At 69.8% G+C, this 25,819-nt stretch carries 19 protein-coding genes and 1 pseudogene; 13 read left to right on the top strand and 7 right to left on the bottom strand.

The genetic code is table 11. From position 1 onward, the window contains the following. Positions 1-856, top strand: a pseudogene (locus VKQ35_RS06375) (NADP-specific glutamate dehydrogenase); the annotation flags it as partial. A 219-nt stretch (positions 857-1,075) separates the two neighbouring features. On the opposite strand, the gene VKQ35_RS06380 reads toward VKQ35_RS06375, so the two are convergent. Genes VKQ35_RS06380 through VKQ35_RS06390 form a run of 3 tightly spaced genes read right to left on the bottom strand, consistent with a single transcriptional unit; the run spans position 1,076 to position 6,262 of the window. Then, a complete protein-coding gene (locus VKQ35_RS06380; RefSeq protein WP_324359698.1) occupies positions 1,076-2,917 on the bottom strand; it encodes a hypothetical protein in 1,842 nt (613 codons plus the stop codon). Positions 2,918-2,935: 18 nt separating this feature from the next. Continuing rightward, entirely contained in the window at positions 2,936-3,808 is an 873-nt protein-coding gene (locus VKQ35_RS06385; RefSeq protein WP_324359700.1) for a hypothetical protein, read from the bottom strand. A 9-nt stretch (positions 3,809-3,817) separates the two neighbouring features. Next, complete coding sequence (locus VKQ35_RS06390; RefSeq protein WP_324359702.1) at positions 3,818-6,262, bottom strand: cyclic nucleotide-binding domain-containing protein; 2,445 nt, start codon at positions 6,260-6,262, stop codon at positions 3,818-3,820. Between the two features lie 156 nt (positions 6,263-6,418). Between VKQ35_RS06390 and VKQ35_RS06395 the strand changes: the two genes are divergently transcribed. From VKQ35_RS06395 to VKQ35_RS06415, 5 genes are all read left to right on the top strand, one after another. After that, positions 6,419-8,389: a heme lyase CcmF/NrfE family subunit gene (locus tag VKQ35_RS06395; protein ID WP_324359704.1), complete on the top strand. Its 1,971-nt coding sequence runs from the start codon at positions 6,419-6,421 to the stop codon at positions 8,387-8,389. Continuing rightward, complete coding sequence (locus VKQ35_RS06400; RefSeq protein ID WP_324359706.1) at positions 8,386-8,919, top strand: DsbE family thiol:disulfide interchange protein; 534 nt, start codon at positions 8,386-8,388, stop codon at positions 8,917-8,919. Before VKQ35_RS06395 ends, VKQ35_RS06400 begins: the two co-directional genes overlap by 4 nt. Continuing rightward, a complete protein-coding gene (locus tag VKQ35_RS06405; RefSeq protein WP_324359708.1) occupies positions 8,916-9,380 on the top strand; it encodes a cytochrome c-type biogenesis protein in 465 nt (154 codons plus the stop codon). The genes VKQ35_RS06400 and VKQ35_RS06405 overlap by 4 nt, the downstream gene beginning before the upstream one ends. Beyond that, the gene (ccmI, locus tag VKQ35_RS06410) at positions 9,380-10,588 is read left to right on the top strand and encodes a c-type cytochrome biogenesis protein CcmI (protein ID WP_324359710.1); all 1,209 of its coding nucleotides are present in this window, start codon (positions 9,380-9,382) and stop codon (positions 10,586-10,588) included. Before VKQ35_RS06405 ends, ccmI begins: the two co-directional genes overlap by 1 nt. Positions 10,589-10,663: 75 nt before the next feature. Beyond that, positions 10,664-12,469, top strand: a complete 1,806-nt coding sequence (locus tag VKQ35_RS06415; protein ID WP_324359712.1) for an ATP-binding protein — start codon at positions 10,664-10,666, stop codon at positions 12,467-12,469. A gap of 1 nt (position 12,470) precedes the next feature. Here the strand turns inward: VKQ35_RS06415 and VKQ35_RS06420 are convergent, their stop codons facing one another. Together VKQ35_RS06420 and VKQ35_RS06425 are read right to left on the bottom strand one after the other, a co-directional pair. Further along, positions 12,471-14,030 carry a M28 family peptidase gene (locus tag VKQ35_RS06420; protein ID WP_324359714.1) on the bottom strand — a complete coding sequence of 520 codons (1,560 nt, stop codon included), beginning with the start codon at positions 14,028-14,030 and terminating at the stop codon, positions 12,471-12,473. After that, a complete protein-coding gene (locus tag VKQ35_RS06425) occupies positions 14,027-16,072 on the bottom strand; it encodes a S9 family peptidase (RefSeq protein WP_324359716.1) in 2,046 nt (681 codons plus the stop codon). The genes VKQ35_RS06420 and VKQ35_RS06425 overlap by 4 nt, the downstream gene beginning before the upstream one ends. A gap of 85 nt (positions 16,073-16,157) precedes the next feature. Here VKQ35_RS06425 and VKQ35_RS06430 point away from each other — a divergent pair, with 85 nt between their 5' ends. The 6 genes from VKQ35_RS06430 to VKQ35_RS06455 all read left to right on the top strand — a co-directional run bounded on the left by VKQ35_RS06430 (position 16,158) and on the right by VKQ35_RS06455 (position 21,513). Continuing rightward, positions 16,158-16,655 carry a GAF domain-containing protein gene (locus tag VKQ35_RS06430; RefSeq protein ID WP_324359718.1) on the top strand — a complete coding sequence of 166 codons (498 nt, stop codon included), beginning with the start codon at positions 16,158-16,160 and terminating at the stop codon, positions 16,653-16,655. A gap of 3 nt (positions 16,656-16,658) precedes the next feature. Continuing rightward, positions 16,659-18,020, top strand: coding sequence for a class I SAM-dependent methyltransferase (locus tag VKQ35_RS06435; protein WP_324359719.1), 1,362 nt, complete (start codon positions 16,659-16,661; stop codon positions 18,018-18,020). A 117-nt stretch (positions 18,021-18,137) separates the two neighbouring features. After that, complete coding sequence (locus VKQ35_RS06440) at positions 18,138-18,500, top strand: YciI family protein (protein ID WP_324359721.1); 363 nt, start codon at positions 18,138-18,140, stop codon at positions 18,498-18,500. Positions 18,501-18,598: 98 nt separating this feature from the next. After that, a complete protein-coding gene (locus VKQ35_RS06445; protein ID WP_324359722.1) occupies positions 18,599-19,528 on the top strand; it encodes a hypothetical protein in 930 nt (309 codons plus the stop codon). A gap of 100 nt (positions 19,529-19,628) precedes the next feature. Further along, positions 19,629-20,810, top strand: a complete 1,182-nt coding sequence (locus tag VKQ35_RS06450; protein ID WP_324359724.1) for an acetyl-CoA C-acetyltransferase — start codon at positions 19,629-19,631, stop codon at positions 20,808-20,810. A gap of 10 nt (positions 20,811-20,820) precedes the next feature. Then, positions 20,821-21,513, top strand: coding sequence for an SDR family NAD(P)-dependent oxidoreductase (locus tag VKQ35_RS06455; protein ID WP_324359726.1), 693 nt, complete (start codon positions 20,821-20,823; stop codon positions 21,511-21,513). 1 nt (position 21,514) lies between these two features. Here VKQ35_RS06455 and VKQ35_RS06460 read toward each other — a convergent pair whose 3' ends face one another. Then, positions 21,515-22,951 carry a tetratricopeptide repeat protein gene (locus VKQ35_RS06460; RefSeq protein ID WP_324359728.1) on the bottom strand — a complete coding sequence of 479 codons (1,437 nt, stop codon included), beginning with the start codon at positions 22,949-22,951 and terminating at the stop codon, positions 21,515-21,517. Next, positions 22,948-25,335, bottom strand: a complete 2,388-nt coding sequence (locus VKQ35_RS06465; protein WP_324359730.1) for a penicillin acylase family protein — start codon at positions 25,333-25,335, stop codon at positions 22,948-22,950. The genes VKQ35_RS06460 and VKQ35_RS06465 overlap by 4 nt, the downstream gene beginning before the upstream one ends. Before the next feature lie 139 nt (positions 25,336-25,474). Here VKQ35_RS06465 and VKQ35_RS06470 point away from each other — a divergent pair. Beyond that, positions 25,475-25,819 (top strand): VOC family protein (locus tag VKQ35_RS06470; protein WP_324359732.1); only part of this gene is annotated, 345 nt, incomplete at its 3' end.

The following is a 25,819-nucleotide window of genomic DNA, read 5'->3' on the forward strand; positions in this document are numbered from 1 at the left end:
CGGCGACATCGGCGTTGGCGCCCGCGAGATCGGCTACATGTTCGGCCAGTACAAGCGCATCACCAACGTTTTCGAGGGTGTCCTGACCGGCAAGGGCCTGGAATACGGCGGCAGCCTGATCCGCACCGAGGCCACCGGCTACGGCGCGACCTACTTCCTGCAGAACATGCTCAAGACCCAGGGCAAGGACATCGACGGCCACACCGTCGTGATCTCCGGCTCCGGCAACGTGGCGACTCACGCCGCCGAGAAGTGCCACCAGCTGGGCGGCAAGGTGGTGACGCTCTCCGACTCCGAGGGCTTCATCTATGACCCGGCCGGCATGACCCAGGAGAAGATCGACTGGGTGAAGGAGCTGAAGAACAAGCGCCGCGGCCGGATCAGCGAATACGCCAAGGAGTTCAAGGGCTCGGAATTCCACGCCGGCAAGACGCCCTGGGGCGTGAAATGCGATCTGGCGCTGCCGTGTGCGACCCAGAACGAACTGCTCGGCCCCGACGCCGACACCCTGCTGAAGAACGGCTGCATCGCGGTGTCGGAGGGCGCCAACATGCCGACCAATCTGGAGGGCGTGCACAAGTTCAAGGCCGCCAACATCCTCTATGCGCCGGGCAAGGCGGCCAACGCCGGCGGCGTGGCGGTCAGCGGCCTGGAGATGAGCCAGAACTCGGCCCGCATCTCCTGGAAGGAAGAGGAACTGCAACGGCTCCTGCAGGACATCATGAGTGGCATCCACGAGCGCTGCGCCGAATATGGCGGAAAGCCGGGGACCAAGGTCATCGACTACGTCCGCGGCGCCAACATCGCCGGCTTCAAGAAGGTCGCCGACGCCATGCTGGCGTATGGGGTGGTGTAGGATCCAGAACGCTCCTCTCCCTGGCGCGGCAGCGCCGAGGGAGAGGCTGGGAGAGGGCAGCGCCAGCGATGGGGCCGCCCTTTTCATTGGACCCGATGAGCGCCCAGGAGAGGCGGCGGGAGGTTGCCCGCGGGTCCAACCTGATTGCTGCTTCGACTTCGGCGCCGCCCTCTCCCGACCTCTCCCTCGGCGCTGCCGCGCCAGGGAGAGGAGTCGCGCCTAGGGCGCCTGCGGCCCCAGCGTCGGCAGGCCGCGGGGCTTTTCGCCGGCGGGGAGGCCGAGCGCCGTGAACAGCCGGTCCTGGCCGGTGCGGGGCGCCTCGCCCGGCTGGTGGAAGCTGTGGCACTCGCTGCACTGGGCGCCGGCGAAGGCCGGGGTCTCATGCTCGGTCTTGCCGTGGCAGGCCCGGCAGGTGGCGACGCCCTCGATCAGGAAGTCCTGGGTCCTGTCCGACGCGGCGGCCTTGTGGCAGTCGGCGCAGGCGGCGGCGCCCGCGCCGACGCCGGCGTGAGCCGCGACGCCGTGGTTGAAGTCGCCCCAGGGCAGGACCCGGTCGGCCAGATGCACCGGCGAAATCTCTGCCCCGAACGGCCCGCCGGACGGGCGGATGGTGTGGCAGTCGACGCAGAGGCCGCCCGGCGCCATGGCGCGGCGCAGCACCGCCGGGTCTACGTGCGGGCCGTTCGCCGGCGTCAGCGAGCCCCGCAGGACGCCCAGGATGTTGCGCATGTCGTGGTGGCGCAGGGTCTGCAGATTGCCCGGGCCGCCGGCGAAGGCCAATGAGTGGCAGGCGCCGCAGTCGCGCTCCATCTCGATCGGCTTGAAGCCGCCGCCGTCCGGCCGGTGGCAGGACTGGCAGGTGAGCGCCGCGCCATAGCCCTTGGCCGCGCCCAGCACCTCGCCCTGCCGCGCCACGCCGCCGGTCGCGCTCATGTGCACCCGGTGCGAGAAGGTCAGGCCATTGGCTTCCAGCGGATGCTGCGTGACCGAGATGCGCTGCAGCCTGGGCTGCGGGCCGTCGAAGCCGACGGTGACCAGCGGGCGGAAGTCCGGGTGGCGGTTCCAGTCCGGCGTGTCGATCAGGCCGGTGGAGGGCAGGCGCATCTTCAAGCGGCTGTGGCAGCCGGCGCAGTCGGTGACCACGATCAGCGCCGGCTTCCCGGGCCGCACCACGTCGGCGGTCTTGGGCACATTGGGATCGGGCGGGGCGGTGGTGTGCTCGCGGTGGCAGCTCGCGCAACGGTCGCGCGGATGGTCCAGCGCCATCTGGAAGACGCCGGCGACCTTGCCCGTGATGGTGGGCGGCGGCGGCATGGCGCGGATCAGCTTGGCGTGGGCGGCGTGGTCGCTCATCAGGAGCGGCAGGAACGGGCTGCCCAGCCCCGTCACCCGCGCGTCGGAGGCCGCCTGGATCGCCGGGTCGCGGCCGGACTGGTGGCAGGAGAGGCAGGCGGTGTCGCGCACGGCGACGAAGGCCTTCTGGTGGCAGGCCTGGCAATCCTTATCCAGGAAGGCGTGCGCCTTGGAGAGCGGGCCGGTGGACCATTGCTGGTCGGGATGGATGTGGCTGTTCCTGAACCAGGCGGCGCCGGCGATGGGCAGGATCAGGCACAGCGCCAGGATCGCCAGCCCCAGCGTCCAGGCCATCCGCCGGCGGCCGAACACCGACGCCTTCAGCGAAAACAGGCTGGGCGTGGGATGGTAGTCGTCTTCGCGGCGCAGCACCGTGACGACCACGTCGTCCTCGGCGCCCAGGCTGAAGACCAGTTCGTAGGCGCCGAAGCTCACGACCTGGGCGTTGGCCGCGTCCAGCTCGACGCGCAGCGCGGGCTTGCCGCCCACCTGGAACGGCTCCCCGGTCAGGGATTCGATGCTGACCCGGCCCTGGCCCAGGGCGCGCAGCAGGGCGTGCTCCATGTCCACCGCCAGATCCGGCAGGTGGATGTCGCAGCCGGGCGCGCGCCCGATCAGCGCCTCGCCGGTGTCGATCCGGCGTGTGCGGACGATCTCTCCGCCTCCCGCCTGGCGGGTGATCAGCCGAAGGGTGATCGCCTGAGTCATGTCGCGAGGGGGGTCATGTCACCAGTAGAGGAAGACGCTGACGATATGCGCGGTGAGCGCCGCCAGCAGGGCGAACGTGGCGGGAACGTGCACGAAAAGCCAAGCTTCGAGCATCGCGGTGATATGCATCTGACGGCGCGCCAAGGCCAGCGCCTCGGCCTTGCGCTGCATCAGGTCCTCGACCTTAGCCAGCGCCACGGCCTCGCGGTCGCTGGCGCCGCGAAGCGCCGCGCCGATCTGCGACAGCGCCCGGCCGTTGGCGCAGTCGCCGTAGCGCGCGAGCAGGCGCCGCCAGAACCCGCCGCCGAGATCGGTCTCCTCGAGCGACAGCCGCACGATGTCGGCGTTCGCGCGCGACAGCGGCTGCGCGGCCTCGAGGATCTGCTCGTCCAGGCTGGCGATCTGCGCCAGCATCTGCTTGCGGGTGGTCTCGCCGCGGTTGTCGCTGAGGGTGCGAGGCAGCGTGGCGTAGGCCCAGACGCCGACCGCGCCCGAGACGATCACCAGCAGCATCAGTCCGTAGGCCAGCGTGTGGACGTTCCAGCCGAACTGGAACCCGGTGTGCAGGGTCGCCACCACGATCAGCGACAGGCCCAGATAGACGTGCGCCGAGACCCAGGCCTTGAGCGAATAGTGGCCGGCGCTGATCGCCCGCTTGCGGATGCCCAGCAGGGCCAGCCAGACGATCAGCAGCGCGCCGACCGTCCCCAGCACATAGCCCAGCGCCGTGCCGCCGCCCGGCCGCGGCAGCGGCTTCTGCAGGATATAGGCGGTGATCGCCGAGGCGCAGAGGATCAGGGCGGCGCGCAGGAACAGGAAGCGGCCATGACGCAGGAAGCTCTCATGCGTCGCCGTTCTCCGTCTCTGTGTTTTCCCCCGCGCCGCCGCCAAAGCTAAGCCCTACCCCCGTTCCAGAAGCGCCACCGAAAGGAACTCCTCCGGCGACACCCGGATCGCCGCCCCGGTGGGGCAGGCCCGGACACAGGCAGGCCCCCCGGCCTTGCCGATGCACATGTCGCACTTGATCGCGACCTTACCCTTTTCAACCTTGGCCTTGGGCTGTTTTTCGCGCCAGGCCTTGTCGGGTTCGCCCGGCCCCGGACCCATGCCGAACAGCATCCAGGCGAGCAGGCCGGGTTTCTCCGGCGGCGGCTTGTCCATCTGGATCACGTCGTAGGGGCAGTTGCGCTGGCAATTGCCGCAGCCGATGCAGGCCTCGGAGATGAACACCTCGCCGTCCGGCCCGCGCTGGATGGCGTTGGGCGGGCAGTCGGTCATGCAGTAGGGGTGCTCGCAGTGCCGGCAGGAGGTCGGCACGTGGATCTGGGCGTAGGTCTTGCCGGCCTCGCGGTTCAGCCGCGACAGGCCCTCGTGGCTGTCGGCGCAGGCCTTCTCGCAGTTGTCGCAGCCGACGCAAAGGCTCTCGTCGATCAGTAGGACGTCGGTGGCCTCGCCCAGGCCCTGATCGATCAGGAAGCTGGCGACCGAGGAGTACATGTCCACCACGCCGCCGAAGTTGTCCTTCTGCTCCTCGACGAAGGCGTTGATCTTGCGGCGCGAGGCGACCTCTTCGCGCATACGCTTCAGGAGCGCCGGCTTCTTTTCCAGCAGGCGACGGAAGGGCTCGCCAGGCAGGCGCACCACCTGGCTGCGGATCGCGGCCTTCACCGTCGCCGTGCGGCGTCCGCCGTCCAGCAGCGCCATCTCGCCGGAGTAGGAGCCGGCCGGGACGTAGGAGAGGAAGACGTTCTTCCCGCCCACCATCTTCTCGACGATCATCGAGCCGGAGCGGATAATGAACAGGTCGTCGCCCTCGTCGCCCTCGCTCATGATCGGCTGGCCGGCCTTGACCTCCATGGTCTGGGCCTCGGGCAGCACCTCGGCGAGGTCGGCAGGCGTCAGGCCCGATTTGAAGATCTGCAGGATCTGCCGCTCGGTGGTGATGCGGTTCACCGTGTCGCGAGCCTCGGCCACCTGGGCCATCAGCTTCAGCGCCCCGGTGCGGGGGATCTCCACGACGATGCAGTCCTCGCCGGCCCGGATGGTCGCGCCGCGGCGGCGCCCGGAGATCAGGCCCACCTCGCCGAAGATCGAGCCGGTCGGGATCGGCACGGTGATCTTGGGGTCCTTGGGGTCGACCTCCACCAGCACCGAGCCCTGGGCGATGCCGAACAGCGAGGACCCGACGCCGTTGCGTTCGAAGATCACCTCGCCCTTGCGGAAGGCCTTCACCTCGGAGTCCAGCAGGAACTCGCGCATCTGCAGGGACGACAGGCCGTAGAGGATCTCCACCCGGCTGCGCAGGAACTCCAGCCAGTCCGCCACCGACAGCTTGCCGGGCAGGTGCGCCAGCTTGGCTTCCAGGATCGGCTCGTCGGCGGGCTTCAGGTCGGTGGCGCCGCAGATGTATTCCACGACGTCGTGGCCCTGGTTCATGCAGTGCTTGATCAGCGGATAGCCGGCCAGCGCCCCGATCACATAGATGCCGGGCGTGGTGGTCTCGAAGGTCGCCGAGAGCTGCGGGAAGGCGCCGGGCGCATCGCTGGTGAAGGCGATGCCGGCCGCCTCGACGAACTTGCGCGGCGGGTTGGAGCCCATGCGCGCGATGATCCGGTCGCACTTGTGCCGCGCGGTGCCCTGCGGCGTCTCCACCGTGATCCAGCCGGTCTCGATCAGGCTGGGCGTGGTTTCGGCGAGGATGGTCATCCGCCCGGTGTCGCGCGCCTGCATCAGCGCCTTGACGTTGGCGTCCTTGGCGCGGGCGAAGTCCGCGGAGCGGTTGACCAGGGTGACGACGTTGCCCTGCGCCTGGTCGGCGCAGAGGCCGAGCGCGTTCTCGATGCCGGCGTCGCCGCCGCCGAAGACGAAGATGTGCTCGTCGATATATTCCGCCGGGTCGTCGAGCTGGTACTGCACGTGGGGCAGGGGCGCGCCCTCGCAACGCATCAGGTTCGGGTTGCCCTGGGTGCCGATGGCGAGGATCACCGTCTCGGCGGCCACCACGTCGCCGTTGGTGAGCTGGATCTCGAAGGCGCCCTTGGCGCCGGTGATCGCCTTGGCCTCGGCCTTGTAGCGGACGTTCACGCCGGCTTTCTCGGCGTCTTCGTTCCACTGCTTCAGCACCGCCTCGCGCTTGCCGGCCTCGAAATCGCAGTCCGAGCGCAGCACCAGCTGTGACGGCGTCGCCATCACGTGCTTGCCCTTCTGGTAGCGGAAGATGGTGTCGGAGAGGTGGTCGGTCTTCTCCAGGAGGACGTGGCTGACGCCTTTGGCGGCGGCATGCGCGGCGGCGCTGAGACCCGACGGTCCCGAACCTATGATCGCGATACGAACCGCCTCGGACATTCCCGACCCCGACTTTGTCCCCAACAACCCCAAATCGCCGCCGCGCCCCGCGGCTTAACGCTTCACGCCCCCGATAAGCTTTGGCACTGTAGCACTTCCCGTGCCGACACAATGCGCCCCAAAGCGCCGCACGATCCTAGGGGAGCACAAAAGACCATGACAGCGGAAGTCGGGCAGTTCGCGCTGATCCTCGCCTTCGTGCTGGCCATGGTCCAGGCGCTCGCGACCTTGTGGGGCGCGCACAGGGGCGAGCCGGTGCTGATGGCGCTGGGCCGGGCGGCGGCGACCCTGCAGGCGGGCTTCGTGATTCTCGCCTTCGGCTGTTTGGCGGCCAGCTACATCGCCTGCGATTTTTCCGTGGCGCTGGTCGCGCAGCATTCCAACAGCCAGCAGCCGCTGGCCTACCGCTTCGCCGCCACCTGGGGCAGCCACGAGGGCTCGATGCTGCTCTGGGTGCTGATCCTGGGCATCTACGGCGGGGCCGTGGCGCGGTTCGGCGGGACCCTGCGCGAGACCCTGCAGGCCCGGGTGTTGGGGGTGCAGGGGCTGATCGGCGTTGCGTTCCTGGGGTTCCTGATCTTCACCTCCAACCCGTTCCTGCGGCTCAGCCCCGCGCCGGCCGAGGGGACCGAACTCAATCCGCTGCTGCAGGACCCGGGCCTCGTCAGCCATCCGCCGCTGCTCTACCTGGGCTACGTGGGCTTCTCGGTGGCCTTCGCCTTCGCCGTCGCCGCCCTAATCGAGGGGCGGGTGGACGCGGCCTGGGCGCGCTGGGTGAGGCCCTGGGTGCTGGCCGCCTGGGTTCCGCTGACGGCCGGCATCACGCTGGGCAGCCTCTGGGCCTACTATGAACTGGGCTGGGGCGGCTGGTGGTTCTGGGACCCGGTGGAGAACGCCTCGCTGATGCCCTGGCTGCTCGGCACCGCGCTCCTGCACTCGGCGCTGGTGCTGGAACGGCGAGGGGCGCTGGTCAGCTGGACCATCCTGCTCTCGATCCTGACCTTCTCCTTGAGCCTGGTCGGCACCTTCCTGGTGCGCTCCGGCATCCTGACCAGCGTCCATTCCTTCGCCGTCGATCCGCAGCGGGGGATCTACATCCTGGGGATCATCACCGTGACCACCGGGGCGGCGCTTGGCCTCTACGCCTGGCGCGCGCCATCCTTGCGCACCGGCGCCCTGTTCGCGCCGCTGTCGCGGGAGGGCGGGATCACGCTCAACAACGTCTTCCTGGTGGCGCTCGCCGCAACCGTGTTCCTGGGCACCTTCAGCCCGGTGTTCATCGAGATCATGGGCAAGGACAAGATCTCCGTCGGGCCGCCCTATTACGCCCGCACCTTTGCGCCGCTGGCCATCCCGCTGCTGGTCCTGGTGGTCTTCGGGCCGATGCTGAACTGGAAGCGCGATAATGTCGCGGCGGTGGTCCGGCGCGTGCGGGTGCCCGCCGCCCTGGCGCTCGCCGTCCTGCTGATCGGCCTCGTCACGGTCGGCTGGAAGGGCGTGGTCAGCGCCGCCGCCGTCGGTTTGGCGGCCTGGCTGGTCGCCGGCGCCTTCGCCATTCCGGGGCGGCGCTGGTGGGCGGGCCGCGCGAACCTCAGCCGCTCCGTCCGCACCACGCCGCCGGCCGTGCTGGGCCTCAGCCTGGCGCATGCGGGCCTGGGCCTGCTGCTGCTGGGCGTCACCGGCGTCACCGCCTGGCACAGCGACAAGGTGCTGACCATGCGGCCGGGCGACAGCACGGTCTTCGCCGGACGCACGCTGACCCTGCAATCGATCAGCCTCGCCGACGGCCCCAACTACCAGGCCCGTCAGGCGCGGTTCGACATCACCGGCCGCGGCGGTCCCTACACTCTCGTAGCCGAGCGGCGGGCCTACGCCTCGAGCCAGACCACCGAGGCGGCGATTCACGTGAGCCCGCTCGGCAACTTCTACATCTCCGGCGGTGATGAGGCGGACGGCGGCATCGTCGTGCGGCTCTGGGACCATCCGCTGATCGTCTGGATCTGGATCGGCGGCTTCACCATGGCGCTGGGCGGCCTGGTGTCGCTGAGCGACCGCCGCCTGCGCCTGGGCGTCGCGGCCCGTGCGCCGGCGCCGGCGTTTGCGCCCGCGCCGGTTCCCGCGGAATGAGGCGCCTGATCGCGATCCTGCCGGTGGCCGCCTTCGTCATCGTGCTGGTGGGCTTTATGGTCGGCCTGAAACGCGATCCGGCGATCCTGCCGTCGATGCTGATCGGCAAGCCGCTGCCGGCCTTCGCGCTCCCGCCGGTGAAGCCGATGGCCGCCGGCCTGACGTCGGCCGAACTGGTCGGGGAGCCGCGCCTGCTCAATGTCTTCGCTTCCTGGTGCGGCCCCTGCCGCGAGGAGCATCCGGTGCTGCTGCAGCTGAAGGCTGAGGGCGTCACCATCGACGGCCTGGACTGGAAGGAAGAGGCCGACGCCGGGGCCCACTGGCTGGACGAGAACGGCGATCCCTACGCCAAGAGCGGCAACGACCGCACCGGCCGCGCCGGCATCGACATGGGTGTCTCCGGCGTCCCCGAGACCTTCGTGATCGACCGCCGGGGTGTCGTCCGCTACCGCCAGGTGGGCGCGATCACGCCGGAGGTTTGGAGCCAGACGATCGCGCCCTTGATGGCCAAGCTGAAGGCGGAGTCGTGAAGCGCCTGATCTTGATCGCGGCCGCGGCCCTGGCGCTCGCCGGACCCACCCTGGCGGTGACGCCCGACGAGCAGCTCAAGGACCCGAGGCTCGAGGCGCGCGCCCGGGCGCTCAGCCAGGAACTGCGCTGCCTGGTCTGCCAGAACCAGTCGATCGACGATTCCGCCGCGCCCTTGGCGCATGATCTGCGCGTCATCCTGCGGGAGCGGCTGGCTGCGGGCGACAGCGACAAGCAGGCGGTGGATTATCTGGTGGCCCGCTACGGCGATTTCGTGCTGTTGAAGCCGCCGTTCCAGCCGGACACCTGGGCGCTGTGGCTCGGGCCGGCGGCGATCCTGTTGCTGGCAGGCGCCGGCGCAGCGCTCTACATGCGCGGACGGGCGCGCGTCGGCGACGCGCCGCTCAGCGCGGCGGACGAGGCCGAGGCGGCGCGGCTGATGGCTGCAGACAAAGGCGACTGATGCTCTGGATGATCCTGACCCTGATGGTCGCGCTGGCGGCCGTCGGCCTCGCCATTCCGCTGATCCGCCGGCACGACGCCGCGCGTCAGGCCCGGGGCTCCGTGGCGCAGGTGCTGAAGGCCCAACTCGGCGAGATCGAGGCGCAGGCCGCCGCCGGCGCCCTGCCGCCCGCCGAGGCCGAGGCCTTGAAGGGCGACGTCAAGCGCCGGGTCCTGGCCGAGGGCCGCGAGCCCGAGCCGCCGGCGCGGCCGCTCAATGAGCGCACCCTGCTGATCCTGGCGCTGGGCCTCGTGGCCGTGGTCGTGCTGGCCGCCACCGGCCTCTATCTGAAGATCGGTCAGCCCAATACGGGGTCGGCGCCGCCGATCAGCGCAGCTTCGGCCCAATCCGGCGCGCTCCCGCCGGGCCATCCGAACGGCGAGGTGGCCGGGATGATCGGCCAGCTCGAACAGCGCATGAAGCAGTCGCCCAATGACGCCGAGGGCTGGCGCATGCTGGGCTGGTCCTATCTGCAGACCGGCCGCAACGCCGACGCCGCCCAGGCCTACGGCAAGGCCGCGGCGCTGGACCCGCACAACGGCGAGTATCTGTCGGCGCAGGGGGAGGCGACCGTGCTGGCGTCTCAGGGCCAGGTGACGCCGGCCGCCGAAGAGATCTTCAAGAAGGCCGTCTCGCTCGACGCCGGCGACCCGCGCGCCCGCTACTACCTGGCCATCGCCAAGGACCAGAAGGGCGACGCCAAGGGCGCCATGGACGACTGGATCGCGCTGCTCAAGAGCGCGCCGCCGGATGCGCCCTGGGCGCCGGAGGTTCGCGCCTTCGTGGTCAAGGTCGCCCAGGAGCGCCACGTCGACCTCACCGGCCGTCTTCCGCCCGCGCCCGCCGGAGCGCCCGCCATCGCCGACGCCGGCCCTCCGGCCGCCGCGCCCGGCCCCAGCGCCGATCAGGTCACCGCGGCGAGCCAGATGAGCGAGCAGGGGCGTCAGGCGATGATCGAGGGCATGGTCGCCAAACAGGCCGCCGCGCTGAAGGCCAACCCCCGCGATCTGGAGGGCTGGCAGCGGTTGATCCGGGCGCGGATGGTGCTGGGCCAGCCCCAGGCGGCGGCCCAGGCCTACCGCGACGCCGCCAAGGCCTTCGCCGGCTCGCCGGGCGATCAGGCGGCGCTGCGCCAAACGGCCGCGGGGCTGGGCGTCCCGGGCGCCTAGAACAGTGTTACGCGTTTGACGTGTGGTTAACTCGCGTCGGCGAAGATGACCCCAACGAAAATGGGGGAATAGCTGTTGAGCGATCAGGCCAACAGTGTCCAGGCGGCGTCGGCGGGACGCCAACAGCTCTCACAGGGCATGCGCCTCTATGGCGCGTCGGCGCGCAATATGTGGCCGCGGTTGATCGCGTCGGCGACGGTGACGACGGTCGCCTGGCAGTCGATCGGCCCGGTCTGGGCGCTCAGCTGGCTGGCGGTGATCTGGGTCGGCCTGGTCGCCGGCCTGCGTCTGGTGGCGGCCGCCGAGCGCGCCGCCGACCCGATCGCGCAGCGCCGCGTCACCCGGCTAACCAGCTTCAACACCGTTGTCTCGACCCTGATGCAGGCCGGCATCCTGGTGGCGATCTGGGCCGCGGGCGACGAGCTTGCCCGGACCTTCGCCATCGTGGCGACCTTCGTCGGCTCGGCCTATGTGCTGCTGCAATACTATTCCGACCTGCAGCGCTTCCGGCTGCTGCTGGCGCCCTATGTGGCGACCTTCCTCTATATCGCCTTCGATCTCAGCCGCGGCGCCAACTGGCGGGTCGGCGCGGTGGTCACCTGCCTGGCCGCGGCGGTGAGCATGACCAATTTCTTCTTCCTGTCGCGCCGGTTGCTGGACCGGTCGCGCTCGGCGCTGCGGCAGGCCCGCGCCCGGGCCCGCGACGGCGAGCAGGCGGCTGAATCCGCCAACGCGGCCAAGTCCACCTTCCTGGCCACCATGAGCCACGAGATCCGCACGCCGCTGAACGGGGTGCTCGGCATGGCCCAGGCCATGGCCGGCGACGAGCTCTCCGACCGTCAGCGCGACCGGCTCAGCGTCATCCACCGCTCCGGCGAGGCCCTGTTGGCGATCCTCAACGACGTGCTCGATCTCTCCAAGATCGAGGCCGGCAAGCTCGAGCTGGAGCAGATGGAGTTCGAGCTGGGCGAGGTCGCGCGCGGCGCCTACTCGGCCTTCACCGCGCTCGCCAACAAGAAGGGCCTCTCCTTCGCCCTCGATATCGAAAGCGCGCGAGGCCGCTATCTCGGCGACCCGACGCGCCTGCGCCAGATCCTCTACAACCTGATCTCCAACGCGCTGAAGTTCACCGAGCAGGGCGAGATCCGCGTGACCGCGCTGCGTCAGGGCGAGATCCTGGAGATTTCGGTGCGCGACACCGGCGTCGGCATTCCGCCGGAGAGCCTGTCGAAGCTGTTCGCCAAGTTCGACCAACTGGATTCCTCCACCACCCGGCGGTTCGGCGGCACGGGACTGGGCCTCGCCATCTGCCGCGAACTCGCCCAGCTGATGGCCGGCGAGATCAGCGTCACCAGCGAGCTTGGCCTGGGCTCGGCCTTCACCCTACGCGTGCCGCTCAAATTCCTCGGCGAGGAGCGGGCGGTGGTCACGGTGGCCGAGACGGTCAGCGAGCAGCCGGCGATCGCGCTGCGCGTGCTGGCCGCCGAGGACAACGCGGTCAATCAGCTGGTGCTCAAGACCCTGTTGCATCAGATGGGTGTCGATCCGACCGTCGTCGAGAACGGCCAGCTGGCGCTGGACGCCTGGGAAGGCGGCGACTGGGATGTGATCCTGATGGACATCCAGATGCCGGTGATGGATGGCCTCACCGCCACCGCCCGGATCCGCGCCCTGGAGGCAGCGCAGGGCCGGGCGCGCACGCCGATCGTGGCGCTCACCGCCAACGCCATGTCGCATCAGATCGACCAGTATGTCGCCGCCGGCATGAACGACCATGTGGCCAAGCCCATCCAGGCCGCCGAGCTCTTCGCCGCGCTCACCCGCGCCGCGGTCCCGCCGCAGGCCAAGCCCGGCGGCGGCGCGCACGCCGAGGTGGCTTAGGTCATTTCGGCGCGAGCTTGCTGCCCGCGACCCAGCTCGGCCGCTCATCGGCGTCCGCCACGGTTTCCGCCAGTTTGTAGAAGAAGCGGTTGAACTTGCCGGCCGCGTCGAAATCCATCGGCTGGGTCAGGTCGTCCTGCGGCCGGTGGTAGCGGACCTGATACCACTCGCGATAGCGCCGCTCGGCCTCGGTTCCGGGGGTGTAGCCGAAGATGAAGCCGGTCCCGGGAATGCCCGCCTGCATGAACGGATAGTGGTCGGCCCGGGTCAGCAGCGAGCGCTCCGGTTCGGGGTCCGGCTGGATGCGGATGCCTATGGTCGCGCCGACCGCGCGGGCGGTGGTCCCGAGGCTGGTGTCGTTCACCGCCAGCTCGGTGAGGAGCTCCAGCGGGAACAGCGGGCGCAGCTGGTCGAGGTTGAGGTCGGCGACGATGTCGGCCTTGGGCACGGTCGGGTGGTCCACGAACCAGTGGGCGCCCAGCAGACCCTTTTCCTCGCCGGTGAACACCCCGAAGACGATGCTGCGGCGAAGCGGCTTGGCTCTGTGCTTGTCGGCGAAGCGGATCAGCGTCCCGACATAGGCCGCGTCGTCCAGGGCCCCGTTGTAGAGCCCATCGCCGTTCACCGGTTCGCCAAAGCCGTAGCCGTCCAGGTGCGCCGAGAGCGCCAGGTACTGGCTCTTCAGGACGGGATCGCGGCCGGGCAGGACGGCGATGACGTTCTTGGCGGTGTAGTCGCGGTGCGTGACGTGGAAACTGGCGCCGAACGAACGGGGAAGATCGAAGGACGGCAGCGGCTTCTGCGCGCCGCCAAGCTTTAGGACCGCGTCGATGTCGCGGCCCGAGTCCTGAGCGATCTCAGCGAAGGCTGTCGCGCTGATTGTCAGGACAGGGAGCGCCGGCGCGGCCGGGGGCGCGCTGCCGGCAATTGTCACGGTGCGAGCGTAGGCGGCGGGCCATCTGGGGGGCTCGATGGTGAAATAGGGATCGTCGATCTGGATCAACACGGCGGCGCCCGCCTTTTCGGCCGCCGTGATGCGTTGGCCGGCGCTCGGCAGGCCGGCGCGCTTGGTGTTGAAGCACAGGACCGCCTTGCCCTTTACGTCAGCCAGATCGGCGGGCGCGCAGTAGCCGCGGAAGGTCATGGCCGCGGTGATTGCCGTGTCAGAGGGCAAGGCGTCGGTGGCGCGCACACTGACCTGCTGCAGGAAGAACAGCGGCATGCCCACGTCATGGCCCTTGGGGAACGTGCTGATCCACGTGCCCTCTGCTTCCACCCGGCTCTCATGGACGTTGAATGTCTGGAACCAGCCGCCGTTGTCGCCGGCCGGCTTGAGGCCCGCGGCCTTGAACCTGGCGACCACGATGTCGGCGGCGCGGTCGTAGCCGGGCGAGCCGATGTCGCGGCCTTCCATGGCGTCGGAGGACAGCGCCTCGGCGATTTGCCACCAGGCCTTGGTGTCCGGGTCCTTGATCCCGGCGGAACGGGGCGGCGCGGCCTGCGCCCCGCCGGCGGTGAGGCCGGCGAGGGCGAGGGCGGCGAGGACGGTGCGCGTCCTCACTGGTAGCGACGGAACCAGGCGATGATCGCCTGCGCCTTGGCGCCGGCCTGGCTCGGCCGTTCGGCCAGCCCGCCGTGCGAGGCGCCCGGAACCTGGATCATGGCGGTGGGCACGTTGCGCAGCTGCAGGGCGTCGAAGAACTGCTCGGCCTCGGACGGCGGCGTGCGATGGTCGTCGGTGCCGACGATCACCAGGGTCGGGGTCTTGACGTTGCCGACCAGCGAGAGCGGCGAGCGCTTCCAGTAGAAGTCGTTGTCCTCCCAAGGCATCTTTCCGAACCAGTTGGTGGCCATGAAGTTGTAGCCGTCGGTGGTCAGCACCTCGCTGGTCCAGTTGATCACCGGCTTCTGGGCGGCGGCGGCGCGGAAGCGGTCGGTCTTGCCGACGATCCAGGCGGTGAGCAGGCCGCCGCCGGAACCGCCGGTCACGTAGAGGTGGCTCTGGTCCACCGAGCCCTTGGCGATGGCCGTGTCCACCACGCTCATCAGGTCGTCGTAGTCGTGGCTGGGGTAGTTCTTGTCGATGGTGTTGGCGAAGGCGTCGCCGTAGGAGGTCGAGCCGCGCGGGTTGGCGTAGACCACGATGTAGCCGGCCGCCGCATAGAGCTGGTCGTCGGTGGAGAACACCGGGCCGTAGGCGCTGAACGGGCCGCCGTGGATCTCCAGGATCAGCGGGTACTTCTTCGACGGGTCGAAGTTGGGCGGCGTGACCATCCAGGCGTCGATGTCCTTCTGGTCGAAGGAGGATTTCACCGGCATGTGCTCGACCTTGGCCAGCGTCTTGTCGGCGAACAGGTCGGCGTTGAGGGCGGTCAGCTTCTCGGTCTTGCCGCCCCGCACCACGCCCAACTCCGGCGGGCCGTAGGCGTCGCCCATGGTGAAGGCGATCAGGCCGTTCTTGCCGACCGAGAAAGCGCCGCCGGTATAGGGCCGGTCCATCTCGGCGCCATCGGTGAGGCCCGTGGCGACATCGGTCATCTTGCCGTCCGCCAACGTGACGCGGGCGACCTTGGTGACGCCGTGGTCGGCGTAGTCGACGTAGAGGCTCTTGCCGTCGGCCGCCCAGGTCGGCGCGCCGACGCTGCGGTCGAAGCCGCCGGTGACCGCGCGGCTGTTCTTGCCGTCGCGGTCCATGACGTAGAGGTGGGTGTTCTCGTAGCCGCGGTAGCCGTGGTTGTCGAAGCCGACGTAGGCGATCTTGGTCCCGTCCGGCGAAACCGTCGGCGCCTGGTCGGGGCCGTCGCGGGTGGTCAGGCGGGTCATCTCGCCGCCGGTCACGGCCATGGAATAGATGTCGCTCTCTTGGGCCTCGCGTTCGCGGTTGGGCTGGCGGTTGGTGGCGAAGTAGAGGGTTTTGCCGTCCGGGGAGAAGGCGAGCTGGCCGCCCTCGTCGTACTTGCCGAAGGTGAGTTGGCGGGGCGTCCCGCCATCGGCGGAGACGGTGAAGATGTGCCGGTAGCCGGGACGCACATAGCCCGCGCCGTCGCGGCGGTAGGTGACCCGGTCGATGATCTTCAGCGGCTCGGCCCACTTGGCGCCGGGCGGCGGCGCCATGGGCTGGCCCAGCGGCTGCGGCGGGGCCGGCACCAGCATGATGAAGGCGAGCGTCTTGCCGTCCGGCGACCAGGCGACCGAGCTTGGCGCCTGCTCCAGGTTGGCGACCTTGGCCGAGCGGCCCGACGCCATCCAGCGGACGTAGAGCTGCGCGCCGCCGGGGCCGGCGGAGACGTAGGCCAGCCTGGAGCCGTCCGGCGACCAGACGGGCCGCAGGTTGGCCGTATCGTCGGCCGCGATCGGGGTCTGGGCGCCGGTCGCCGGGTCCACCAGCCAGATCGACGGGTGGCCGTTGTCGGTCATGATGTCCTGGGTCGTGCGCACATAGGCGATGGCGCCGCCGTCGGGCCTGACCTGCGGATCGCCGGCGGCGCGCAGGCCGAAGATGTCGCGCGGCTGGAAGAGCCGGTTCGGCCCCTCGGCGACCTGAGCAACCGAAGACGACGCACACGCAATCGCGAGCGCGGACACGAGCAAGGCTAGACGCATGGAAGATCCCCGAAACTGATGGCGCCTAAAAAGGCCGCCCGGGCGGGTTTGTCCAGACCGGCGCGGACCGCTACATGCTTGTTCCATGGCCGAAGCGTTCAACGACAAGATCCTGCCCGCCGAGAAGGCAGAACGCTACGCGACCGTGGCGCAGGAGATCGCGTCCGTCCTGGCGGGCGAGCCGAATCTCACCGCGCGGATGGCGACCGTGTCGTCGATGCTGGCGGCGAGCTTCGACCACTTCTTCTGGACCGGCTTCTACGTGGTCGACCCGGACAAGCGCGAGGAGCTGGTGGTGGGCCCCTATCAGGGGACGCTCGGCTGCCTGCGCATCGCGTTCGGGCGCGGCGTCTGCGGAACCGCGGCGCGCGAGCGCAGGACCCAGGTCGTCGAGGACGTCGACGCCTTCCCGGATCACATCGCCTGCGACAGCCGCTCCAAGAGCGAGATCGTGGTCCCGGTGGTCGACGCCGACGGCCGCCTGATCGCCGTCTTCGACGTGGACGCCGAGGCGACAGCCGCCTTCGACGGCGTCGACGCGCAGTGGCTCGAGCGCATCCTGCAAGACACCTTCGCGGGGTAGGCCATGAGCGACGAGATCGAGCGCCGCAAGGCGGTGGTGGCCGCCCAGGCGACCGATGTCGACCGCTGGTCGCAGCGCGAGTCCTTCGCGCCGCAGTGGGCATATCGCGCGGGGCTCGCCGCCCAGATGATCCCGGCCTACGCCAAGGTGCTGGATATCGGCTGCGGCGCCATGGACCTGGCGCGGATGCTGCCGGAGGGCTGCGAATACCAGCCCTGCGACCTGGTCGCCCGCGACGAACGCACCATCGTCTGCGACCTCAACGCGGGCGAATTTCCGGATGGCGCGCAGCCCGACGTGGTCAGTATGCTGGGCGTGCTGGAATATATCCGCGAGCCGCTGGACCTGCTGCGCAAGGTGCGCGCCCTGAACTGTCCGCTGGTGTGCAGCTATTCGATCACCGACCGCCGGCCTGGGCTCGACCGCGCCGGGCAGGGCTGGATCAACGGCTTCGACTTCGCGGCCCTGCAGGCCCTGATGGGCCAGGCCGGCTTCGTCCTGCGCTGCCGCCAGACCATCGACCCCCTGCAGGACGTCTTCAAATGGGAGCCCGGCGGCCCGGTCGCCTCCGCCTTGGCGCCGCCCAAGAAGGTGCTCGTGCTGTCGTACTACAACGACGCGAATTTCGGGGACCGGCTGGGCTACCACGTGATCAACAGCCTGGTCCCGGCGGGCGCGATCGTCACCCACGCGTCGGTCAAGCCCTGGACGGTTCCCGACGAGCCCTTCGACCTCCTGATCCTGGGCATCGGCAACAGCCTGAACGCCGCGACGGTGATGCGCCCGGACCTGCACGCCCTGATGGAGGCGGTCCCGCACACCCTGGGCGTCTTCGGCACCACCTACCGCTATCAGTATCGTGAGCTGATCGACCCCAAGCTGTTCGAGACCCTGCTCGGCCGCCTCACAACATGGTGGGCGCGCTACGAGGAGGACATCGCCGCCTTCGGGCGCGGGCGCAGCAATGTGCGGCACCTGGGCGACGTGCTGATCTCGGCCTTTCCCCTCGCCACGCCGACCCTCGACCGCAATCTGGTCATTCCAGCCGACTTCAAGCTGCAGGACGTGCCGCTGGACCGGACGATCCAGCGGATCCAGGCCTATCGGCGGGTGTCGTCGGCGAGAATCCATCCGATGCTCTGCGCGCTCACCAGCGCCGAGGAGGTCAAGTATCAGGAGCAAAGCGAAGATCCCCGTCAGAGCCATTCGGGAAAATTCCGCTCGCAACTCTATGATATATTTGGGCGATCGTTCGAGGAGGACAAATACTTCACCGTCGATCGCGAGGCGGTGATCCGCTACAAGCTGATGGTCGAGGCGAACCTCGTCGATCTCCGCGCCCAGATCGCGAAGCTGCTGAGCTGACGGCGCGGCGGCTGGGCGCCCACCCAAACAATTCGCCGGACGATGTCGGTTTCCGCCAAGCCCATTCGTCGTTCCGACACCAGGCCGGCAGGGCCAATTGCGACAGGGAGACAGACGATGCGTGTGATGGTGCTGGTGAAGGCGACGGTGGACAGCGAACGGGGCGATCTCCCGCAGCCCGAGATGCTCGAGGCGATGGGCAAGTTCAACGAGGCGCTGACCGAGGCGGGCATTCTGCGCGGCGTCGCCGATGGCCTGAAGCCCTCGTCGGCCGGCAAGCGCGTGGCCTTCGACGGGCCCGACCGCATGGTCATCGACGGACCCTTCACCGAGACCAAGGAACTGGTCGCCGGCTTCTGGCTCTGGGAGGTCAAGGACATGGACGAGGCGGTCGCCTGGGTGAAGCGCTGCCCCAATCCGATGCCCGGCCCGAGCGAGATCGAAATCCGTCCGCTCTACGAGATGAGCGACTTCATGTGAGGCGGCGACGCTCAGGCCGTTGACGGCGCCGGACGCCGGGCGGCCCGGTCAAGACGCCGGGTTGGCGCGATCAAAAATGTTGCTGTATTCGCCGCGCTGTGGATCGCGTACCGAAGCCCGCGCCTGAGTCAGAGGCGAATTCCCGACCGCTCGACGCCTGGGTCACCAACGGCGCCGCGCCCGACAACCCCCGCGGCCTGATCCTCGCCCATTCACAGTTTGCGCCGGCGGTGGTCGCGCTGGCTGCCTCGGCCCTGGAGGTCATCCGCGCGCGCGGCAACCCGCTGCACGGCAGCGTCGACGCCGGGCGCTATGTGGCCAAGCTCGCGGCCATGTGGCTGGACGTCCGGGGCGAGTTGACGCTGCCGGCGCTGAAGGCGCTGTGCGCGCGGACCGGCCTGCTCAGCCCAGGCCGCGCCCGCGATTTCCTGCAGTACCTGCGCCATGTCGGCTTCGTGGTGGAAGCTGAGGGTCCGTCGGGAAACCGCGCCGCCCGCTATCGGGCGACGGCCGCGTTCCGCGCCGACTGGATCGAGCATCTGCGCGGGCCGCTCGAGGCGGCGGCCCGGCTGGCGCCGTCAGCCCGGGCGCTCATCGCCCGCCTGGACGAGCCGGCGGTGGCGGCGACGTTCATCGAGATCCAGGGCGGCGCGCTCCTGCAGTCGGCCGGGGCCCTGCCGTCCGGCGAGCCGGTGGTCGAGGCCTTCTACCATCCATCCGGCGGCCTGCAGGTCCTGACCCTGCTGATCGCCGAGGCCGCCGACGCCGAGGCGTTTCCGTCCCGGCGGCCGGTCAGGCTGCCGATCGCGGCGACCGCGCGGGACATCGGCGTCTCGGCGCAGCAACTGCGGCGGGTGCTGTCGGCCGCCAGCGCCAGCGGCGTGTTGGCCGTCTATCCCGGGCCGGCCTACGCCCTCACCGAGACGGCGGACGCCACCCTGCGCTTCATCTACGCCGGGCAGTTCATCCAGCTTCTGGACGCGATCGCCCGGACGCTGGCGCGCCATGCGGCCGGCGATCCACGTTGACGTTCGCGTCAACCGGTCTTGTCTTACCCTGCGGCGCCTTCATACAGTCGTTTTGACGGCTCTTTAGGGTCGACCTCTTCTCATCAGGGAGCTTAGGGCCATGGCCGAAGCCTATATCGTAGCTGCGACGCGGACCGCCGGCGGGCGCAAGGGCGGACGTCTCCGCGACTGGCATCCGGCCGACCTGGCCGCTGTGGTGCTGGACGAGCTGGTCACCCGCACCGACATCGATCCGGCGGTGATCGAGGACGTGGTCATGGGCTGCGTCATGCAGGTGGGCGAGCAGTCGACCAACATCGCGCGGGGCGCCGTGCTGGCCTCCAAGCTCCCGGAAAGCGTGCCGGCCACCAGCGTCGACCGCCAGTGCGGCTCCAGCCAGCAGGCGCTGCATTTCGCCGCTCAGGCGGTGATGAGCGGCACCATGGACGTGGTGATCGCATCGGGCGTCGAGAGCATGACGCGCGTGCCGATGGGCCTGTCGGTGACGCTGCCGGCCAAGGAGGGCTTCGGCGTGCCGATGAGCCCGAACCAACAGAAGCGCTATCAGAACATCCAGTTCAGCCAGTTCATGGGCGCCGAGATGGTCGCGGCCAAGTACGGCCTGAGCAAGGACCAGCTGGACGAATACGGCTACCAGTCGCACCAGCGGGCCATCGCCGCCACCCAGGGCGGAGCCTTCAAGGACGAGATCGTCGCGGTCACCGGCAAGGACGGCAAGGAGGCCGAGGGAAACCCGGTCGTCCACGATAGCGACGAGGGCATCCGCTACGATAGCAGCCTGGAGTCCATGCGCGGCGTGAAGCTGCTCCGCGAGGGCGGCGCGATCACCGCGGCCACCTCCAGCCAGATCTGCGACGGCGCGTCGGGCGTGATGGTCGTCTCGGAAAAGGCGCTGAAGGAATATGGCCTCACGCCGCTGGCACGGATCCACCACCTGACGCTGATCGGGCACGACCCGGTGATCATGCTGGAAGCGCCGATTCCGGCGACGCATCGGGCGCTCAAGAAGGCCGGCATGTCGATCGACGACATCGACCTTTTCGAGGTGAACGAGGCCTTCGCCTCGGTCCCGGTGGCCTGGCTGCAGGACACCAAAGCCGATCCCTCGAAGCTGAACGTCAACGGCGGGGCCATCGCGCTCGGCCATCCGCTGGGCGCGTCCGGCACCAAGCTGATGACCACCCTGCTGCACGCGCTGAAGGCCCGGAACAAGACGTGGGGCCTGCAGACCATGTGCGAAGGCGGCGGCCTCGCCAACGTGACCATCGTCGAGCGGCTGTAAGGTTCGCGCCATGCCCGGACGCGTCATTGCGATCACCGGCGCGTCCGGCGCCCTGGGCTCAGCGGTCGCCAAGACGGCGGTCGGCCAAGGTTGCCGCGTGGCGCTGATCGACCACGTCCATCACACGCCGCATGGCCTGGCGGATGGCGAGGACGTGATGATCCAGGGCGGGGTCGACCTCACCGACGCGGCGAGCGCCAAGGGGGCCATCGACGCGGCGGCGGCGCGGTTCGGCGGGCTGGACGCCGTCCTGAACATCGCCGGCGGCTTTTCCTGGGAGACCGTCGAGGCCGGCGGTGCGGAGACCTGGGCCAAGCTCTTCGCGCTCAACGTCCAGACCGCGGCCAATGTTTGCCGCGCGGCGATCCCGCACCTGAAGGCGAGCCAGGCCGGCCGCATCGTCAATGTCGGCGCCAATGGCGCGGTGAAGGCGGCGCTCGGCATGGCCGCCTATGCAGCGTCCAAGGCCGGGGTCCACCGGCTGACAGAGGCGCTGGCCGAAGAGCTCAAGGCTCACGGGATCACCGTCAACGCCGTCCTGCCCTCGATCATCGACACGCCCGCCAATCGCGCCGACATGCCCAAGGCGGACTTCTCCACCTGGGTGACTCCCGACGAACTGGCAGCGGTGATGCTATTCCTGGCGAGCCCGCAGGCCAGTGCCGTCACCGGCGCCCTGATCCCGGTGACCGGGCGGGTCTGACCTAGCGCCGAGCGACGTTGGGGTTAAGGCGCATGGCGGCGGCGTCGTCTTCCTCGGCGTGACGGATGTCGCGCTTGGACCCGTAGGCCTGGCTGCGGACGTGATAGGCGAGCGCGTCGTCGTTCTTGAGCGCGATGGCCTGGGTCAGGTCGGCGATGGCGCCGTCGGGATTGTGACTGTCGAAGCGGGCGATGCCGCGGCCGCGCCAGGACTCCTCGTCCTTGGGATCGAGTTCGAGGGCCTTGGCGTAGTCGGCCACGGCGCCCTCCCGGTCACCCTTGGACTGGCGCAGGTAACCTCGGTGGCGCCAGGCGGCCTCCAGGTCCGGTTGCAGACGGATCACCGCGTCGAAGTCGGCGATCGCCCGGTCGCGCTCGCCCTTGGCCTCCAGCACCTGGCCGCGGTTGAAGAAGGCGGCGGCGAGGCTCGGGTCGAGCTCGACCACCTTGGTCAGGTCGGCAACGGCGTGGTCCCAGTCGTGCTTGGCGATGTAGGCGGCGCCCCGGTTGTTATAGGCGTCGCGGAAGGCGGGATCGAAGCCGATGGCCTGGGTGTAGTCGGCGATGGCCAGGTCGTGCTGCCCCTGGGCCAGGTAGGCGTCGCCGCGCGCCTTGATTGTCTCGGCGTCGGTGGGATTGAGCGCGATGGCGCGACCGAACTCGGCGATGGCCTGGTCGGCAGAGCCTTCGGCCTGCAGGCTGAACGCCCGGTCCTTGCGCGCGCCGGCCAGGTCGGGCGCGAGGCGCAGGGCCTCGGCGAGGTCGGCGCTGGCGTGGGCGTTGTCGCCGGCCTTGCGGAAGGCCAGGCCGCGGTCGCGCCAGGCGGTGGCGTCGCCGGGGCTGAGCGCGATGGCGGTGGAGAAGTCGGCGACGGCGTGGGCGGCGTCGCCGCTGTTGGCGTAGAGGGCGCCTCGGCTGACAAAGACGGCGGGGTCCTTGGGGCTGAGGCGCGCGGCCTGGGTGAGGTCGGCCAGGGCGGCGGCGTTGTCGCCCCTCTTTTCCGCGAGCGCGGCGCGGTTGAGGTAGGCGACGCCCACGTCCGGATCGAGCGCGATGGCGGCGGCATAGGCGGCGAGCGCCTTGGCGTCGGCGCCCTTGCGCGCATAGACCATGCCGGCGTTGACCCAGGTCTTGGCGAGGATCGTCTTGCTCCCGTTGACCGCGGGCCCGAGCTTGATCGCCGCCTCGTAGTCGGCGACGGCCTTATCGAGCTCGCCGCGGTTCTGGTAGGCGACGCCGCGGTTGCGCAGCGCGATGGCGTGGACGTCCGGCGGCAGAGCCTTGTCGTCGATCAGATGGCCGCAGGCGGGAATCGCGATCTCCGGCTTGCCGGTCGCGCATTCGGCGCGGTCGGGACTGAGGACGGCGTGCTCCTCGGCCAAGGCTGGGGCGGCGGAGAGGCTGAGGACGGCGGCAAGCGCGAGATGCGCCGCCTTCATTTCGCGGGTTCCAGGGTGACCACCATCTCGGCGTCGCGGTTCACCGCCGCGCGGCTGTAGTCCAGCGGCACATAGGCGCCGGACGCCCACAGCGGGAAGAGGTCGCGGTAGTGGACGCTGAAGGGGTCGCCCGATTGGCCGGGCGTGTTCACGGCTACGGAGTTGTCCCAGGCGCCCACGTCCATCACCAGCCGGATCGAGGCGCCGGCCGTCTGGTTGAAGGTGGTCGGGCTGTAGGTGGCGGCGCGCGGGGTCTGGGCCGAGCCTGGGATCTCCAGCGCGCCGGTCCCCATCTGCTGGGCCAGCCGGCTGTCGGCCAGGACGGCGGCGGCGGGCTTGAAGTCGGCGTGATGCAGCCGGCCCCAGGTCCAGAGCGCCATGTCGGGGCCCAGGCCCTTCTTCAGGTCGGCGATTGTGGCGGCGAGGCTGTTGAGCAGCAGGCCGTCGCGAGCCGCGGCGGCGTCGGGGGATTCCAGCCAGGTCACCACGCCGTCGATGGAGCCGGAGCCGACCAGGGAGCGCGCGGCTTCGGGAACGACGGCGGCGACGACCGTGTGGCCGAGGTGATTGGTCGTCCAGGCCTGATAGATGGCCGCGGCGACGCTGCCGGTGGTCTCGTTGTTGTCCCAGCTCCGCAGCAGGTCCAGCGCATGCTGCACCTGCGGATCGGGCGAGGAGAGGCCCTTCAGCAGCGCGATGGTCCGGCGCGAAAGGGCGTCGTGGCTGTCGGTCTGCAGGGCCATGGAGTCGGCCAAGGTCGCCTTGGGCAGGCCCGACAGCACCTCCTCGATGCGGGTGATCCGCGAGCGGTCGGCCCATTCGTAGCTGGTCGGTTTCGGATAGCCGTCCGGCAGGTTCATCTGGTTGGCGGTGGCGACGAAACCCCTGGGCGGATTGTGCAGGGCCGGCAGCTGGCTTTCCGGCATCATGCCGGCCCACTCATAGCGCCCGTCGCCCGGGACCGGCAGCAGGCCGTCCCAGTTGGGCCGGATCGGCGTCAGGCCCGCGGCCGACCAGCCGATGTCGCCGCCGGTCTCGGCGAAGACCAGGTTCAGGGGCGGCGTGCCCCAGGCTTCCTGCCCGGCCTTGAAGTCGGCCCAGCTCTTGGCCCGCCACATCCGCGATGATCCGAAATAGCCGCTGGCGCCCGGCAGGTTCCAGACCGTGCGCATGGCGAAGGCGTGGGCCCCCTTTCCAGTATCGGGGGTCTCGTCGATGACCGGGCCGTGGCGGGTGAATTTGAGCGTGACGTCGCGCGGAGCCTCGCCCTTCACCTCGATGGTCTCGTGGAGGACTTTCATCGGCTCGTAGCCGGACCTGTAGCGGTAGGAATCCCCCTTGGTCTCGTAGACGTAGAGGTCTTCCTGATCGATGTAGAAGATGGTCAAGCCCCAGGCCATGTCGGCGTTGTGGCCGAACGAGACGCCGGGCAGGGCGGGCTCGCCGGCCCCGATGATGTCGAGGCCGGGCGCGTTCAGGTGGGCGATGTAGCGCAGGCTCGGCGCCCCGACGGGGCGGTGCGGATCGTTGGCCAGGATCGGCCGGCCGGTGGCGGTGCGCGACGGCGCGATCGCCCAGTTGTTGGAGCCTTCGTTCTCATAGGCCTTGATCGCCTCGGCGAGCTGGGTCTGCGGGGACGCCTCGGCCTTGCGCCCGCCGGTGGCCAGGTCTTCGAAGCTCACCGCTTCGGTGGCCCGCAGATAGTCCTTCAAGACGTCGGCGGGCACCACGCAGGGGTCGAGGCCGGCGGGAACGACGGTGGCGTGCGGCGGCGAGATCGTGCGGCGCAGGCGATCGAAGGCCAGGCCTCCGGCGCAGGCCACCTGGGCGCGCGCGACCTCGGAGGTGACGTTGGAGACCAGGGCGTGGCTGCGGATGCGCAGGATGTCCTCGGCGGCCCACAGTTCGGGCTGGCTGGTGGTCAGCCTGAACTCGACGGGCAGCGGCTTCCTGCCGGCCTTCACCTCGGCGACATAGGCGTTCACCCCAGCGGCGAAGGCCTCGACGGCGTCCTTGGCGCCCGGCGCGTAGGCCGCCCACTCGGCCGCCATGTCGCCGCGGTAGAGAAACAACCGCGCCGCCCGGTCCTGCGCCACGTAGGACGGCCCGAAGCTGGCGGCGAGGCGGCCCAGGCCCCGCTTGCGCCACAGGTCGATCTGCCAGAGCCGGTCGCGGCCGGCGTTGTAGCCCTGCAGGAAGAAGGCGTCCCGGGAGGAGCCGGCGAAGATGTGCGGGATGCCCCAGCGGTCGACCACCATCTGGGCCGGGGCGTTCAGGCCCGCGACGCTCCAGGCCTCGCGCCTGACCGCCGTCGAGCCCGGCTCCGCCTGCGCCGCGCCCGCCAACAGCGCGCCGGCCACAACGCCCGCCAACAGCCTGTCCATGCCCGCCATTCCCGCCGCTCCCCGCACTGGTCGATTGGAGTTGACGACAGATCGCGGCTTTCGTCCATGCGGCCTTGCAGAGGTTGGGCTATCGGCGTTTTGATTGGGATTGTCTGCCACCCTGAGCAGGGGAAACGCCATGATCGGCTACGCCACAATCGGAACCAACGACCTCGACCGCGCCCGCAGCTTCTACGATCCGGTGATCGGCGCCTTGGGCGGCAAGCGGACCATGGCCTTCGACCGCATGCAGTTCTACGGCGGCGTCGGCCAGACCCTGCTGGCGGTCTGCACCCCCTATGACGGCGGGGAGGCCACGCCCGGCAACGGCTCCATGTTCGGCATCCCGGCGCCCAGCCGCGAGATCGCCGACGCCGCGCACGCCGCCGCGATCGCCGCCGGCGGGACGTGCGAAGGCGCGCCCGGCCAGCGGATGGAGGGCTTCTACGGCGCCTATTTCCGCGATCCGGACGGCAACAAGCTC

The organism is Phenylobacterium sp. (assembly GCF_035309685.1).
Taxonomy (GTDB): Bacteria; Pseudomonadota; Alphaproteobacteria; order Caulobacterales; family Caulobacteraceae; genus Phenylobacterium.

Excerpts from the sequence above, each read along its gene's own strand:
- VKQ35_RS06380 (WP_324359698.1), bottom strand. The coding sequence starts at position 2,917 with ATGACTCAGGCGATCACCCTTCGGCTGATCACCCGCCAGGCGGGAGGC.
- VKQ35_RS06390 (WP_324359702.1), bottom strand. The coding sequence starts at position 6,262 with ATGTCCGAGGCGGTTCGTATCGCGATCATAGGTTCGGGACCGTCGGGT.
- VKQ35_RS06395 (WP_324359704.1), top strand. The coding sequence starts at position 6,419 with ATGACAGCGGAAGTCGGGCAGTTCGCGCTGATCCTCGCCTTCGTGCTG.
- VKQ35_RS06400 (WP_324359706.1), top strand. The coding sequence starts at position 8,386 with ATGAGGCGCCTGATCGCGATCCTGCCGGTGGCCGCCTTCGTCATCGTG.
- ccmI (WP_324359710.1), top strand. The coding sequence starts at position 9,380 with ATGCTCTGGATGATCCTGACCCTGATGGTCGCGCTGGCGGCCGTCGGC.
- VKQ35_RS06425 (WP_324359716.1), bottom strand. The coding sequence starts at position 16,072 with ATGCGTCTAGCCTTGCTCGTGTCCGCGCTCGCGATTGCGTGTGCGTCG.
- VKQ35_RS06430 (WP_324359718.1), top strand. The coding sequence starts at position 16,158 with ATGGCCGAAGCGTTCAACGACAAGATCCTGCCCGCCGAGAAGGCAGAA.
- VKQ35_RS06435 (WP_324359719.1), top strand. The coding sequence starts at position 16,659 with ATGAGCGACGAGATCGAGCGCCGCAAGGCGGTGGTGGCCGCCCAGGCG.
- VKQ35_RS06440 (WP_324359721.1), top strand. The coding sequence starts at position 18,138 with ATGCGTGTGATGGTGCTGGTGAAGGCGACGGTGGACAGCGAACGGGGC.
- VKQ35_RS06450 (WP_324359724.1), top strand. The coding sequence starts at position 19,629 with ATGGCCGAAGCCTATATCGTAGCTGCGACGCGGACCGCCGGCGGGCGC.
- VKQ35_RS06455 (WP_324359726.1), top strand. The coding sequence starts at position 20,821 with ATGCCCGGACGCGTCATTGCGATCACCGGCGCGTCCGGCGCCCTGGGC.
- VKQ35_RS06460 (WP_324359728.1), bottom strand. The coding sequence starts at position 22,951 with ATGAAGGCGGCGCATCTCGCGCTTGCCGCCGTCCTCAGCCTCTCCGCC.
- VKQ35_RS06465 (WP_324359730.1), bottom strand. The coding sequence starts at position 25,335 with ATGGACAGGCTGTTGGCGGGCGTTGTGGCCGGCGCGCTGTTGGCGGGC.